This is a genomic window from Pseudomonas zhanjiangensis (assembly GCF_041027545.1).
GTDB classification, from domain to species: Bacteria; Pseudomonadota; Gammaproteobacteria; order Pseudomonadales; family Pseudomonadaceae; genus Aquipseudomonas; species Aquipseudomonas zhanjiangensis.
The window spans coordinates 122792-135765 of sequence record NZ_JBFTEG010000003.1; the positions used below are offsets into that span (position 1 = coordinate 122792).

Genomic DNA, 12974 nt, shown 5'->3' on the forward strand with positions numbered 1-12974 from the left:
GTAGTGAGCCGGCAATCTACAGCGACTTCCAAAGTGAGTCAAAGTCTTCCTCCCCGCCTGGCTTGCGGCTTTGCGAGGCTGTGACGGGCTTCCCTTGCTCGCTGGGCGCCTGCTCGACGCTGCGGTACTCGAACTGGTTGAAGCTGCCGGTGCTGCTCTGACGGCGGCTGAGTACCGCCCGGCTTTCGTTGCCGTTGAGGTTGATCATCACCTTGTTGCCTTCCTGAAACGGCAGGCGCGGGGTGATCAGGGTGGCAGGCTGGGAGATGGCGCTGATTTCCGGCAACAGCAGGGTACGCAGGTACTGGCTGTGCTGCTCGGTTTTGCGCAGCAACTGCAGGCCGCAGGGTTGGGCGTGGGGGGCGATCAGTTCGATGCCCATCTGGGTGCCACCGCCGCGCACCTGGCGGATCCAGCGCACCACGGCGACGCTCCAACCCTGGTCGGGGGTGTCCTGCACGCCAAGCAGTTCGCCGGCCTGTAGCTGGTTGGGCACCTCCTTGGGCCAGGACAGGCAGTAGCCGCCGGGGCTGTGGTTGATGATCGGCAGCTTGAAGGTGGGGTGCTCTTCCTGGCTGGCGGCTGACGGTTGGCCTTCGTTCGGTTGGCTGGCGCCGTATTCGATCTCTTCCATGGGCAGCCCATTGGCCCAGCCGTTGTTCTTCTGTACATCGAATGCCTTGGCCCAGACATCGGCTGCACCGCTGCCGGCCTGGTAGACCGCGCTGGTGGTTTGCGCCGGGCGCATGAGGATCTCGTTGAACGGGCGTTTGCCGCTCAGGAAAAAGTGCAGCGCGCTCATGCCGATGCACAGGGTCAGCGTGCCCTGGCCCTGGGTGCGCTGAAAGGTGCGCTCGGAGATGTCGCCCCAGGCGGCTGCCAGGTGCTGCAACATGTCCAGGCTGAAGCCCTCGGGAACCGTCAGGTCCGACTGAACCTTGCTGTCCTCGGCGGCCTGCAGGTGTTGCGTGATGGCCTCGACCAATGCCCTGGGGTCGACGCCCAGGGCATTGGCCAGTTCGCTGCGCTGGAACAGTGAACTGTAGCGGGGCGGCCCGTCGACCTGAGGGGCGACGGCAAACAGGCACGAGGAGGCATTGCCCGTCTGCAGCTTGACCCGCGAGCTCCAGGGTTCGAGGACCTCGGCGAGGCGCGCGATTGCATTCTGGCGCATCTGGTTGGTCCGGGCGCAGCCGAGCAGCAGGGCGACCAGGTAGCTCTGCTCGGTGCTCGAGCCTTGGGTATGGCGGGCCAGGGGGTCGCTGAGCGGCAGCTTGTGCAGGCCCCGTTCATGGGCGATCTGATACAGCTGATGCAGCTCCAGCCACAGCCCCTCGGGTACTGGGCAATACAGCTGGCTGGCGCGTATCAGCGGGGCGCACAGGCTGTGGGTGGCGCGCTGCAGGGCGACCAGCAGCAACTGGTTGCGCTCGCGCTGCGGCTGGCTGGCTATGTTGGCGACTATCAGCTTGTAGCCGATGGCCAGGTGATTCTGCAGGGCCTGGCACAGGTTGGCGACCTTGCGCGGTCGCTCATCGAGGACGATGGCTTGATTGAGGAAGTGGCGCTCCAGGTGCCTGCAGACGAAGTACACCTCCGGGCGCAGCAGCTCCAGCATCTGCAGGCGGTTTTCCGCGGGGGTCACCAGCTGATTGAGTTCGACCAGTGCCTGGTAGAGCTGGCGTGCGGTCTCGCCAATATTGGCTTTGGGCAACCCGGCGATCCAGCGCTTGAGGTCGCGCGGATTGGCAGGGCAGAACTTCAGGCTTTGCTGGTTCGGCGTGGGAACGCGGAGTAACAGGTGCGGGCTGTGTTTATCCATCTAGTTCGGAGGCTCCGACACCAACAGGCAGGGCGGGTGCTTCTGGGAATATGTTGCAGACTCTAGCAGCATCTACGCGGCGCCGCAGCCATCGCCAGGCCCGGGCGGGCCGTACTGTGACCCTGTGTCGCTTTCGCGCGCGAGCCTGGCAGCGGCGCTGGTTCATCACCCGCGCCCCTGCGGCTGCCGTCGGCTCAGCTGCTCAGGCCGTTGCCCAGGCATTGGCCCATGCGCACCGAGCCGTTTGCCGCAAGCCCCTCGGCCCACTGCACCTGGTTCGGGCCGAACAGCACGATCGCGGTCGAGCCCAGCTTGAAGCGTCCCATCTCGGCGCCGGTGTCCAGGGTGATGGGCGCGCGTGCCGCCTCATCGTAGCGGAAGGTCTTCAGGACGCGTTTGGGTGGGGTGACCAACCCGGCCCAGACGGTTTCGATCGAGGCGACGATCATGGCGCCCACCAGCACCACGGCCATCGGCCCGCGCTCGGTGTCGAACAGGCAGACCGCGCGCTCGTTGCGGGCAAACAGCTCGGGAACGTTTTCGGCGGTGGTCTGGTTGACCGAGAACAGTCGCCCCGGCACGTAGACCATTTCCCTGAGCGTGCCGGCCAGGGGCATGTGCACGCGATGATAGTCCTTGGGCGACAGGTAGATGGTGGCGAACTCGCCGCCCATGAACGGCGCGGCGCGCTCACTGTCGCCGCCAAGCAGTTCGACCACGCTGAAACTGTGGCCCTTGGCCTGGAATACCCGGCCATGCTCGATGGTTCCCAGCTGGCTGACCGTGCCGTCGGCCGGGCAGAGGATCGCGCCGGGCGTCGAGTCCAGCGGCCGCGCGCCGTCCTTCAGGGCGCGGGTGAAGAATGCATTGAAGTGCTCGAAGGCGCTGGGGGTCTCGACCTGGGCTTCGCTCATGTCGACGCCATAGCGCTTGATGAACCAGCTGATCAGGCGGTTCTTGAAGGCGTCGATACGGCATTCGGCGGCGAAGCCGATCAGGCGCGACAGCAGGTGATGGGGCAGAAGGTACTGGCTGAGGATAAACAGACGTTGTTTCATCGGGTTTCCTTAAGGGATGGATCAGCGCTCGACCGGCGTGTCGGGGAGGTTGCCCCATTCACCCCAGGAGCCGGCATAGGCCTTGACTCGCGGGTAGCCGAGGGCCTTGGCCGCCAGGTAGGTGAAGCCCGAGCGGTGGTGCGTCTGGCAGTGGGTGATGACTTCCTTGTCCGGGGTGATGCCCAGGGCGGCCAGCTGCGTGGCCAGGTCCTGGCGAATGCGCAGGGCCCGCGATTGATCCATGCCGGCGGTCCACTCGAAATTGATCGCCCCGGGGATGTGTCCGGCCCTGGCCGCGAAGGCTTTCTCGCCGCAGTACTCGGCGGGCGAGCGGGCATCCCAGATGGCCAGGTCGGCGGCGCCGAGCCGGCCCTGCAGGTAGTGGCGAGTGGCCGTCGGGGCATCGTCCAGGGTCAGGCTCAGGCTGGCGCTTGCCGGAGCCGGCGATTCGCTGCTCAGTGGTCGCTGCTCGGCCAGCCAGGCCTGCAAGCCGCCATTGAGGTAGTGATAGCGATGATGGCCGATCACATCCAGCAGCCAGATGAAGCGCCCGGCCCAGCCGCCGCCTTCATCGTCGTAGACCACGTAGACGGCATCGGGACGATGCCCCAGTTCGGCGAACAGCCGTTCCAGTTCGTGGCGCTCCGGCAGCAGGCCCGGGGCTGGCGGCTGGCCCAGCTGGGTGCGCTTGGGGTCGACGAAGCGGGCGCCGGGTATGTGTCCGGCGGCATAGCGCGGCGCGCTGGTCAGGTCGACCAGGATCAGCTCGGGGGCCGTCAGGCGACTGGCCAGGTCCGCCGGTTCGATCACCAGCGGCAGGTCGGCGAAGGCTGTCATGCGAGGCCTCGTGGGTGGAAGAAAAAGGGCGATTGTAGCGGAAAGCCTAGCGCTCGCGTTTGCCGAAGCTGGTCAGGGCGCGCTCGATGCATTGCGCGGTCTTGGTGAAGGCGCGCAGGGCGGTATCGTCGATGGCGCTGCCGGCCTGGTCGGCGACCAGAATCATCACGACCCGGCCCTGGTTGGCCAGCGAGCGGAGCAGCAGGTGCTCGCTGGGGAACAGCGCCTTCAGCGAGCCGGGCAGCAGCGCGGAGAACTGCGCGATGTTGGCCGGCGTCAGGCGCAGCTGCGCAGGCGCCTGGAGCAGGCGGCGAAGTACCTGGCTGTGCTGCGGATCGAGCTTCAGACTGCCCGCCGCGGCTGGCAGGCCCAGTTGCTGCTGGGCCTGCAGGCGGCTGTGGCTGCGGTCGGCGAGCAACAGCAGCACGCGTTGCAGGCCGGCGGCCTGCAGGGCCAGGCTGGCGCATCCGGTCAATTGGGCGACATTGTTGAACGCGCTGGGCTGGGCGAGCAGGCGCGCGCAGTGCTCGCGCCAGGCATCCGCTGCGGGCGCGGGGGGCTTGGCTGGGGGCGGCATGGCGCGCAGGCGCCGGGCGCTCCAGGGCCAGAGTAGCGCCTGCGCAGGGTGCCAGAGGTCGCCGCTGGCGTGCTGGCGGGCGCTCTGCACGGCGTGCTGGTGGACCTGCTGCTGCACCTCGTCAAGTGACAGGTGCAGGTACAGGCCGGTCAGGCGCTGCCAGCGCAGGCTGTGGGATTCGCTCCAGGCGACATGGGCAGAGAGTGCCAGGCCGTTGGCCAGCAGGATGCTGTTGGCGGGTCGGGTCAGCCAGCGGCGCAACGCGCTGTCGGCGTCGAGCAGTTGCTGTTGATGCAGGGGGTGCTGGTTGTCGCGGGCGATATGCAGGGCCTTGACCAGTTGCCGGCGGTCTTCGCAGAGCAGGCGGTAGCCCTGGATTATCCAGTCGGGCAGACGCCAGCGTTCGGCCAGGGCCAGGCAGAGCTCGAGCAGGGGCACGCCGAGCAGCTGTTGCTCGACCCTGGCGGCCGGCTCGCCCCGGGTCAGTACGCGTTGCTCCCAGGCGTCGAACAGCTCGGGCTGCGCCGCCAGCAGCGTCCAGACCGGCGCGAGGAACAGCAGGCTGCCCCAGTGGATCTCCTGCCAGAGTCGCGCCAGGCGCCCGGCGAACAGGCCATTGGCCTGCTGCGTGGCGTGCTGACTGATCAGCTGCAGCTGCCGCAGCGGCAGGGGGATGTCCTCGGCGGCGCAGGCCGGCTGGCGTTTCAGCAGCTCGGCGGTGCGCTGCAAGCCCAGGCGCCCCAGCGCGCTCTCCAGGCTCTCCGCCGGTTCGCTGAAGCTGCCGGCATGCCGATTGGCTTCGCGCAGTACGCTCAGCGCCAGGGCCGGGCTGCCTTGCATCAGGTCGGCAATTTCGCGCAGCGAACGGCGGCTGTCGTTCAGCGCGCGGCTCACGCTCTGGTGGCTGGCGAGCGGTATCGGCAGCGCTTGTTTGTCCAGCCGCTCGAGCCAATTGTCGAGGGTACGCGGTAGGGAAGGGGACGGCGATCTGTGCATTTAGCCACGCTGGCTTTTAGCCTTAACTGGCTATAGTCTCGCGCATTACTTCCGATACATAGAAGGGTTGATTTGCAAAAACCCTCTACTACAGGCCTCGCAAGTTTCTTTTTATGGCAAAAATCATCGGCATCATCGTCGTGTTCGCCAGCGTGTTCGGCGGATTCATCCTCTCGGGCGGGCATTTCATGGCGCTCGTCCATCCTTTCGAAGTCATGATCATCGGCGGCGCGGCGCTGGGCGCCTTTCTCCAGGCCAACCCCGGCAGCATGTTCATGCAGGTATTCAAGAAGTCGCTGAAGATGTTCAGCTCGCGCTTCAGTCACGCCTACTACCTGGACGTGCTCAAGCTGATCTACGAGATCCTCAACAAGAGCCGGCGCGAGGGCATGATGGCGATCGAGGCCGATATCGAGGAGCCGGCGGCCAGCCCGATATTCAGCAAGTACCCGGGCATTCTCAAGGACGAGCGGATGACCGCCTTCATCTGCGACTACCTGCGCATCATGTCCTCGGGCAACATGGCCCCCCATGAGCTGGAAGGATTGTTCGACATGGAGATCGCCAGCCTCAAGGAGGAACTGGAGCATCCGGCCCACGCCGTGGCCAAGGTCGCCGATGGCATGCCGGCCATGGGTATCGTCGCGGCGGTGCTGGGGATCGTGATCACCATGTCGGTTCTCGCCGAAGCCGATAACGCCGAGATCGGCGAAAAGGTCGGGACCGCGCTGGTCGGCACCTTCCTCGGGATCCTCGCCTCCTATGGCTTCTTCGGGCCGCTGTCCGGTGCCCTGGAGCACGACGCCAAGGAGGAGGTGAACGTCTACGAGGCGATCAAGGCCGGTCTGGTGTCTTCGGCCTCCGGAATGCCGCCGTCGCTGGCGGTGGAGTTCGCGCGCAAGACGCTGTACCCCGCCCACCGGCCGAGCTTCAGCGAACTTGAGCAGGCCATGCGTGGCTAAGCGCTATGGAAAATAACCAGCCGATTATCGTCAAGCGGGTCAAGAAGACGGCGGGCGGCCACCATGGTGGCGCCTGGAAAATCGCCTTCGCCGACTTCGCCACGGCCATGATGGCCTTCTTCCTGGTGATGTGGCTGATGTCGGTGGCCACGCCCGAGCAGAAGAAGCTGATCTCCGGGTACTTCAAGGACCCCATCGGTTTCTCCGAAAGCGCCAGCCCCTTCGTGATCGACCTGGGCGGCTCGCCGACGCCGGCACCGGACCGCACCCTCAACCAGCCGGTCGACGACCAGACCGAGGGCGAGCAGCGCGAGATCGAGCCAGGCCAGGTTGCCCCCGATCAGGCCGAAGGTATTGCCGAAGAGGTCGAGCGCGAACGCCTCGAGCTGCTGTTGCAGGAGCTGCAGAACAAGGTCGAGGAAAACCCGCAGCTGCAGCGTTTCAAGGACCAGATCCTCTTCGAGATCACCCAGGACGGCCTGCGCATCCAGATCATGGATGCCGAGAACCGGCCGATGTTTGCCAGCGGCAGCGCGCGTCTGCAGCCGTATTTCGAGGACATCCTGCTGGCCCTGGCCGACACCATCAAGGCGGTGCCGAACAAGATCAGCATCAGTGGCCATACCGATGCCAAACCCTTTGCCGGTGACGGCGAATACGGCAACTGGGAACTCTCCGCCAACCGGGCCAATGCGGCTCGCCGCGCCCTGATCGCCGGCGGCTACGATGAGGCGCAGGTCGCGCGGGTGGTCGGCTACGCGTCCTCGGCCCTGTTCGATCGTGACGATCCGCTCAATCCGGTCAACCGGCGCATCGACATCGTGGTACTGACCAAGAAGGCCCAGCGGGCCATCGAGGGCGAGCAGGATGGCAGCGGCGATTCGTCGCCCGCGGCGCCGCCTGATCAGGCCGCCCCCACCGCATCGCCAGTCGAGCCTGCGGCCGCCCCCTTGCCGTCGACCGAGGTGCGCGAGCGCCTGAATATCTTCGATCAGGGACAGTTGCTGCTCGATCCGGCGGGGGAATAGGCGGAGCCGACACGCAGGGGCCGCGGTCGAGTGCGGCCTGCGCTTTAGTAGTCGTCTTCGGGCAGGCTGGCGATGATGTGCCGGTAGCTGGCCATGCGCTGCGGCTGAATGCGCCCCTCCTCGAGGGCCTTGAGCAGGGCGCAGCCCGGTTCGCGGTCGTGCTTGCAGTCGCGGAAGCGGCAGTGACCGAGCAGCTCGTGGAACTCGATGAAGCCCGCCTCGACGTCGTCGCGGCTGACATGCACCAGGCCGAACTCGCGGATGCCGGGAGAGTCGATCAGTTCACCACCGCCGGGGAAGTGGAACAGGCGCGCGGTGGTGGTGGTGTGGGTGCCCTTGCCGGTCAGCTCCGAGAGCGCGCCGACCCGGGTGTCGATGCCGGGCAGCAGGCTGTTGACCAGCGACGACTTGCCGACTCCGGACTGGCCGACGAATACGCTGACATGACCATCGAGCTGCTGCTTGAGCTGGTCCATGCCGTCGCCCTGGTGGGCCGAGACCTCCAGCAGCGGGTAGCCCAGCTGGCGATACACCGCGAGCAGGGCATTCAGCGCCACGGCGTTCTGTTCGTCGATCAGGTCGGCCTTGTTCAGCAGCAACAGCGGGCGGATGCCGGCGTGTTCGGCGGCGACCAGGTAGCGGTCGATCAGGTTGGCATGGGGTTCGGGCAGTGGGGCAAAGACGATCACGATCAGATCGACGTTGGCGGCGACCGGCTTGAGCTGGCCGCGGTTGTCGGGCCTGCACAGCTCGGTGGTACGCGGCAGTTGCGCGACTATCACGCCGATGCCTTGGTTGCCCGGGCGCCAGACCACCCGATCGCCGGTGACCAGGGTCGGCAGGTTGGCGCGCAGGTGGCAACGGAACACCTGGCCGGTCAGTTCGCCCTCCTGGGCTTCCACCTCGACCTGGACGCCGAAGTGGGCGATCACCAGGCCGACTTGCTCCGCGCCGAGGTCGCCGCCTTCCAGGGTCTGCACGGCCTGGGATTCGCGCTTGGCGGCGCGGGCGGCGCGCTCGCCCTGGATCTTGTCGATTCGCCAGCTTTGCCGGCGGTTGAGTTGGCGTTTGGCCATGAGGGTTCCGAGGTTGAATAGCAGTGAAAACCGGTCGCGAGTCTAGCACGCGCCGCAGTTAGACTAGCGCTGGCGTATGGCGAGTCGCCGGGCAGGTGGAGAGGCGTGATGATGGAGCAGGTGCGGTTGATTCGACGGCTGGGCGGCCGCTATCCGGCGTTGCTGGCCCTGTTGGCGCAGCTGGCCGCGACCTTGCTGCTCGCGGCACTGGTGGTGCTGCTCGCGCAGTTCTCGGCCTGGCGCCCGACCTGGTTGGCGGCGGGCCTGGTGCAGGGGTTGCTGGCCGCCAGTTTCGGCCGCTGGCTCGGCTTGTCGCGCAGCTGGTGGTGGTTGAACCTGGCCTTCGTGCCGGCCTTGCTGGTCTTCGCCGGCGCGCCGCTGCCCTCCTGGGTGTTCCTTGCCGCCTTTGTGCTGCTGGCGCTGCTCAACTGGAACAGCGTCGGCGAGCGGGTGCCGCTCTACCTCAGCGGGGTTCGCTGTCGCCGTCGCCTCGTCGAGCTGCTGGCTCGGCGGGCGCCGGCATTTCGCTTCGTCGACCTGGGCTGCGGGCCGGCCGGCACCCTGCTGGCGCTGGCCCGGCAGTTTCCCCGGGCCCAGTTCGTCGGGGTGGAGACCGCGCCCCTGTCGTTCCTCGTCGCCTGGTTGCGTTGTCTGGGCCAGGGCAACTGCCAGATTCGCTACCAGAGCCTCTGGCGCACCGACCTGGCCGAGTTCGACGTGGCCTATTGTTTTCTTTCGCCGGCCCCCATGGCCGCACTCTGGAACAAGGCCTGCGCGCAGATGGCCGGTGGTGCCTGGCTGGTCAGCAACAGCTTCGAGGTGCCAGGGGTGGCCGCCGACGAGGCGATCGAGCTGCATGACTGGCGCCGCTCGCGCCTGCTGTTGTGGCGTCTGCCAGGCAAGTCGTAGGCGCATCGCCGGCCGATGATTTTCGTTAAACTGCCGGTTCTAGCCGAGGAGCGCACCATGCAGAACCCACAGAACTTGATCTGGATCGACCTGGAAATGACCGGTCTGGATCCGGAAAAGGACGTCATCATCGAAATGGCCACCGTCATCACCGACAGCCAGCTGAACGTGCTGGCCGAGGGGCCGGTGATTGCCGTGCACCAGAGCGATGAGCTGCTCGCCGGCATGGACGAGTGGTGCACCCGCACCCATGGCGAGAGTGGCCTGACCCAGCGTGTGCGTGACAGCAAGATAGACACCGCGCAGGCCGAGGCCATGACGCTTGCCTTTCTCGAGCAGTGGGTGCCCAAGGGCAAGTCGCCGATCTGTGGCAACAGCATCGGTCAGGATCGGCGCTTTCTCTACCGCTATATGCCGGCCCTCGAGGCCTATTTCCATTACCGCTACCTGGACGTCTCGACCCTGAAGATACTCGCCGAGCGTTGGGCGCCGCAGCTCAAGGACGGCTTCCAGAAGAAGGCCAGCCACCTGGCGCTGGACGACATCCGCGAGTCCATCGGCGAACTGCGCTACTACCGCGAGCACTTCCTCAAGGTCTAACCGGCGCTCGGTGCGGCGCCACGCGCGGCGTGTTGCGCGAGTGCCCATTCGACGTGTTCGCGCACCAGTGCCGAGGGGTGCTCGCGGCGCGCCTGGAGCGCCTGCAGTACCGCGATGCTCGAGGGCGCATTGCCCAGGCCCACCGCCAGGTTGCGCAGCCAGCGCTCGTAGCCTGCCCGGCGCAGCGGCGAGCCCTCGGTGCGGCTGAGGAACTCTTCCTCGCTCCAGCGGAACAGGGCGGCCAGCTCGGCATTTTCCAGGCCGTGGCGCGGCTGGAAGTCGCCTTGCTCGGTGGGGCGGGCGAAGCGGTTCCACGGGCAGACCATCTGGCAATCGTCGCAGCCGAACACCCGGTTGCCGATCGGGGCACGCAACTCCTGTGGAATCGGGCCCTTCAGCTCGATAGTCAGGTAGGAGATACAGCGCCGCGCATCCAGCACGTAAGGCGCGACGAAGGCGGCGGTCGGGCAGATGTCCAGGCAGGCCGTGCAGCGCCCGCAGTGCTCGCTGGCGTGAGGCGCATCGAGCGGCAGGGGGATGTCGACGAACAGCTCGCCGAGGAAGAAATAGCTGCCGGCCTTGCGGTTGAGGACCAGGGTGTTCTTGCCGATCCAGCCGAGTCCGGCCTGCTCGGCGATGGCTTTCTCCAGCACCGGAGCGCTGTCGACGAAGGCGCGGTAGCCAAATGGACCGATGGCCTGCTGGATGCGCTCGGCCAGCTGCTGCAGGCGCTTGCGGATCAGCTTATGGTAATCGCGGCCCAGGGCGTAGCGCGACACATAGGCCTTTTCCGGCTCGCCCAGGCGTTCGGCCATGCGCGTGTCGCCCGGCAGGTAGTCCATGCGCAGCGACACCACCCGCAGGGTGCCGGGCACCAGCTGGTCGGGGTGTGAGCGTTTGCTGCCATGGGCGGCCATGTAGTCCATCTCGCCCTGATAGCCGGCCGCCAGCCAGCGCTGCAGGTGCGCCTCGTGCTCGGCCAGATCCAGGCCGGCGATACCGACCTGCTGAAAGCCCAGCTCGCGGCCCCAGATCTTGATCGATTGGGCGAGGCTGGCGAGATCGGCGGGGGAAACAGGCATGCTGGAGGAGAAACCTGGGTGGAGGTGGGTATAATTCTGCCAGACATCGGAGCCGACGCATGCCCCATTCGCCAGACAACCTTCCCCTCGAACTGTACAGCGCCGCCCAGGTGCGCGAACTCGACGGCCGGCTGATCGCCGCCGGCACGCCCGGCTTCGAGCTGATGAGCCGCGCCGCCCACGCCATCTGGCGCGCCTTGCGCCGGCGCTGGCCGGATGCCGGGGCGGTCACGGTGCTGGCCGGGCGTGGCAACAATGCCGGTGACGGCTACTTGGTTGCGGCCCTGGCGCAGCGCGCCGGCTGGCGGGGGCGGGTGGTGGCGGTGGGCGACCTGGCGCAGCTGCAGGACGACGCCGCGTCGGCACGTGACGAGGCGTTGGCCGCCGGGGTGCAGGTCGAGGCCTGGAGCGAGTGCGCGGGGCTGCAGGGCGTGCTGGTCGATGCCTTGCTCGGTACCGGTCTCAGCGGTGCGGTTCGCGAGCCCTATGTCCAGGCGATCCGTCTGATCAACGCCAGTGGTCTGCCGGTAGTGGCGGTGGATATTCCTTCCGGGCTGTGCGCCGACACCGGCCAGGTGCTGGGCGTGGCGGTGCGCGCGCAGCTGACGGTGACCCTGATCGGCCTGAAGCTCGGCCTGCTGACCGGCGCGGCTCCGGACTGGGTGGGCGAGTTGCAGTTCGATGCGCTGCAGGCCGATCCGGCATTGGTGGCCGAACAGGCCTGCGCCGCCGAGCGCCTGGCGCAGGCTAACCTGCCGCGCCTGGCGGCGCGGCAACGAACCGTGCACAAGGGACAGCTGGGGCATGTGCTGGTGGTCGGGGGCGACCGTGGCTATGCCGGCGCTGCCCTGCTCGCCGCGCAGAGTGCCTTGCGCAGCGGCGCCGGCATGGTATCGCTGGCCACCCGCGGCGAGCACCTGGCGGCGGCCCAGGCGCGCCTGCCAGAGGTAATGAGCAGCGCGGTGGCCTCGGCCAATCAGCTGCTGGCGCTCGGCGCCGCCGCCAGCGTCTGGGTGGTCGGGCCGGGGCTAGGTCAGGGCGCCTGGGGCCGCAGCCTGTTGTCGGCTGCTGCGGTCGGTGCGGCGGCCACTGGTGCGCCCCAGGTGTGGGATGCCGATGCCTTGAACCTGTTGGCGGCGGATCTGGCGGAGCTGCCGAGCGGGGCGGTGATCACCCCGCATCCGGGGGAGGCCGCGCGCTTGCTCGGCCTGGACACGGCCGCGGTGCAGGCCGACCGTCCGGGTGCGGCGCGGGCCCTGGCAAAGCGCTACCAGGCGGTCTGCGTGCTGAAGGGTGCGGGTACCCTGGTCGCCGCCCCCGAGGGTCGGCTACTGCTGTGCGATCATGGCGATCCGGTGATGGCCGGTGCCGGCCTCGGCGATGTGCTGGCCGGTTTGATCGGTGCGCTGCTGGCCCAGGGTTTGGAGCCATTGCAGGCGGCCGCCCTGGCGGTGTGGTTGCATGCCTGCGCCGGGGAGCGCCTGGCCGGGCAAGGCCGTGGGCTGGCGGCCAGCGATCTGTGCGTCGCCATTCGTCAGTTATTGCAGGAGCAGAGCGTTTGACCGAATTACAGCTGTATGTGGCCGACGAGCAGGCGATGGGGGAATTGGGGGCGCGAATCGCGGCGGCGAGCGCGGGTCTTGGGGTGATCTACCTGCATGGCGACCTGGGGGCCGGCAAGACCACCCTGGCGCGCGGCATCATCCGCGGCCTGGGCCATCTGGGCGCGGTGAAAAGCCCGACCTTCACCCTGGTCGAGCCCTATGAGCTCGATGCCGCGCGCGCCTTTCATTTCGACCTTTATCGCCTGGTCGATCCGGAGGAGCTGGAGTTTCTCGGCATCCGCGACTACTTCGAAGGCGATGCCCTGTGTCTGGTGGAGTGGCCCCAGCGCGGGGCGGGCGTTTTGCCAAAGGCCGACCTGGACATTACCATTACTCCACAAGCGGCCGGCCGTTCGTTGCGCCTGCAGGCGCAGAGCGCGCGTGGCGAAGCCTGGTGTGCCGCATTGGCCGCCGGCACATGAT

General features: G+C 67.3%; 12 protein-coding genes. 6 read left to right on the forward strand and 6 right to left on the reverse strand.

The features are described 5' to 3' along the window. Window positions 1–16: 16 nt before the first annotated feature. The 4 genes from AB5S05_RS05355 to AB5S05_RS05370 form a co-directional block, all read right to left on the reverse strand. Window positions 17–1822: a cyclic-di-GMP receptor FimW-related protein gene (locus tag AB5S05_RS05355; RefSeq protein ID WP_369286463.1), complete on the reverse strand. Its 1806-nt coding sequence runs from the start codon at window positions 1820–1822 to the stop codon at window positions 17–19. A 194-nt stretch (window positions 1823–2016) separates the two neighbouring features. Next, window positions 2017–2880 (reverse strand): archaetidylserine decarboxylase, encoded by an 864-nt coding sequence (gene asd, locus AB5S05_RS05360; protein WP_369286464.1) that lies wholly within the window; start codon window positions 2878–2880, stop codon window positions 2017–2019. A gap of 21 nt (window positions 2881–2901) precedes the next feature. Then, on the reverse strand, window positions 2902–3717 hold the full coding sequence (locus tag AB5S05_RS05365) for a rhodanese-like domain-containing protein (protein WP_369286465.1): 816 nt from the start codon (window positions 3715–3717) through the stop codon (window positions 2902–2904). Window positions 3718–3763: 46 nt separating this feature from the next. Continuing rightward, window positions 3764–5290, reverse strand: a complete 1527-nt coding sequence (locus AB5S05_RS05370) for an HDOD domain-containing protein (RefSeq protein ID WP_369286466.1) — start codon at window positions 5288–5290, stop codon at window positions 3764–3766. 113 nt (window positions 5291–5403) lie between these two features. On the opposite strand from AB5S05_RS05370, the gene motA reads away from it, so the two are divergent. Both motA and motB read left to right on the forward strand, forming a co-directional pair. Next, window positions 5404–6252: a flagellar motor stator protein MotA gene (gene motA, locus AB5S05_RS05375; RefSeq protein ID WP_369286467.1), complete on the forward strand. Its 849-nt coding sequence runs from the start codon at window positions 5404–5406 to the stop codon at window positions 6250–6252. 5 nt (window positions 6253–6257) lie between these two features. Further along, window positions 6258–7280: a flagellar motor protein MotB gene (motB, locus tag AB5S05_RS05380; RefSeq protein WP_369286468.1), complete on the forward strand. Its 1023-nt coding sequence runs from the start codon at window positions 6258–6260 to the stop codon at window positions 7278–7280. 44 nt (window positions 7281–7324) lie between these two features. Here motB and rsgA read toward each other — a convergent pair whose 3' ends face one another. Further along, a complete protein-coding gene (gene rsgA, locus AB5S05_RS05385) occupies window positions 7325–8356 on the reverse strand; it encodes a small ribosomal subunit biogenesis GTPase RsgA (protein ID WP_369286469.1) in 1032 nt (343 codons plus the stop codon). Window positions 8357–8464: 108 nt separating this feature from the next. Between rsgA and AB5S05_RS05390 the strand changes: the two genes are divergently transcribed. Both AB5S05_RS05390 and orn read left to right on the forward strand, forming a co-directional pair. Continuing rightward, window positions 8465–9265: a class I SAM-dependent methyltransferase gene (locus AB5S05_RS05390; protein ID WP_438943543.1), complete on the forward strand. Its 801-nt coding sequence runs from the start codon at window positions 8465–8467 to the stop codon at window positions 9263–9265. 57 nt (window positions 9266–9322) lie between these two features. Further along, window positions 9323–9865 (forward strand): oligoribonuclease, encoded by a 543-nt coding sequence (gene orn / locus AB5S05_RS05395; RefSeq protein WP_369286470.1) that lies wholly within the window; start codon window positions 9323–9325, stop codon window positions 9863–9865. Here orn and queG read toward each other — a convergent pair. Further along, window positions 9862–10947, reverse strand: coding sequence for a tRNA epoxyqueuosine(34) reductase QueG (gene queG, locus AB5S05_RS05400; RefSeq protein ID WP_369286471.1), 1086 nt, complete (start codon window positions 10945–10947; stop codon window positions 9862–9864). The two genes, orn and queG, sit on opposite strands and share 4 nt — an antisense overlap. Window positions 10948–11006: 59 nt before the next feature. On the opposite strand from queG, the gene AB5S05_RS05405 reads away from it, so the two are divergent. Further along, complete coding sequence (locus AB5S05_RS05405) at window positions 11007–12509, forward strand: NAD(P)H-hydrate dehydratase (RefSeq protein WP_369286472.1); 1503 nt, start codon at window positions 11007–11009, stop codon at window positions 12507–12509. Next, window positions 12506–12973 carry a tRNA (adenosine(37)-N6)-threonylcarbamoyltransferase complex ATPase subunit type 1 TsaE gene (gene tsaE, locus AB5S05_RS05410; RefSeq protein WP_369286473.1) on the forward strand — a complete coding sequence of 156 codons (468 nt, stop codon included), beginning with the start codon at window positions 12506–12508 and terminating at the stop codon, window positions 12971–12973. The genes AB5S05_RS05405 and tsaE overlap by 4 nt, the downstream gene beginning before the upstream one ends. The last annotated feature ends 1 nt before the right edge of the window (window position 12974 follow it).

Coding starts and splice junctions, on each gene's coding strand:
- AB5S05_RS05355 (WP_369286463.1), bottom strand. CDS start 1,822: ATGGATAAACACAGCCCGCACCTGTTACTCCGCGTTCCCACGCCGAAC.
- asd (WP_369286464.1), bottom strand. CDS start 2,880: ATGAAACAACGTCTGTTTATCCTCAGCCAGTACCTTCTGCCCCATCAC.
- AB5S05_RS05365 (WP_369286465.1), bottom strand. CDS start 3,717: ATGACAGCCTTCGCCGACCTGCCGCTGGTGATCGAACCGGCGGACCTG.
- AB5S05_RS05370 (WP_369286466.1), bottom strand. CDS start 5,290: ATGCACAGATCGCCGTCCCCTTCCCTACCGCGTACCCTCGACAATTGG.
- motA (WP_369286467.1), top strand. CDS start 5,404: ATGGCAAAAATCATCGGCATCATCGTCGTGTTCGCCAGCGTGTTCGGC.
- motB (WP_369286468.1), top strand. CDS start 6,258: ATGGAAAATAACCAGCCGATTATCGTCAAGCGGGTCAAGAAGACGGCG.
- rsgA (WP_369286469.1), bottom strand. CDS start 8,356: ATGGCCAAACGCCAACTCAACCGCCGGCAAAGCTGGCGAATCGACAAG.
- AB5S05_RS05390 (WP_438943543.1), top strand. CDS start 8,465: ATGATGGAGCAGGTGCGGTTGATTCGACGGCTGGGCGGCCGCTATCCG.
- orn (WP_369286470.1), top strand. CDS start 9,323: ATGCAGAACCCACAGAACTTGATCTGGATCGACCTGGAAATGACCGGT.
- queG (WP_369286471.1), bottom strand. CDS start 10,947: ATGCCTGTTTCCCCCGCCGATCTCGCCAGCCTCGCCCAATCGATCAAG.
- AB5S05_RS05405 (WP_369286472.1), top strand. CDS start 11,007: ATGCCCCATTCGCCAGACAACCTTCCCCTCGAACTGTACAGCGCCGCC.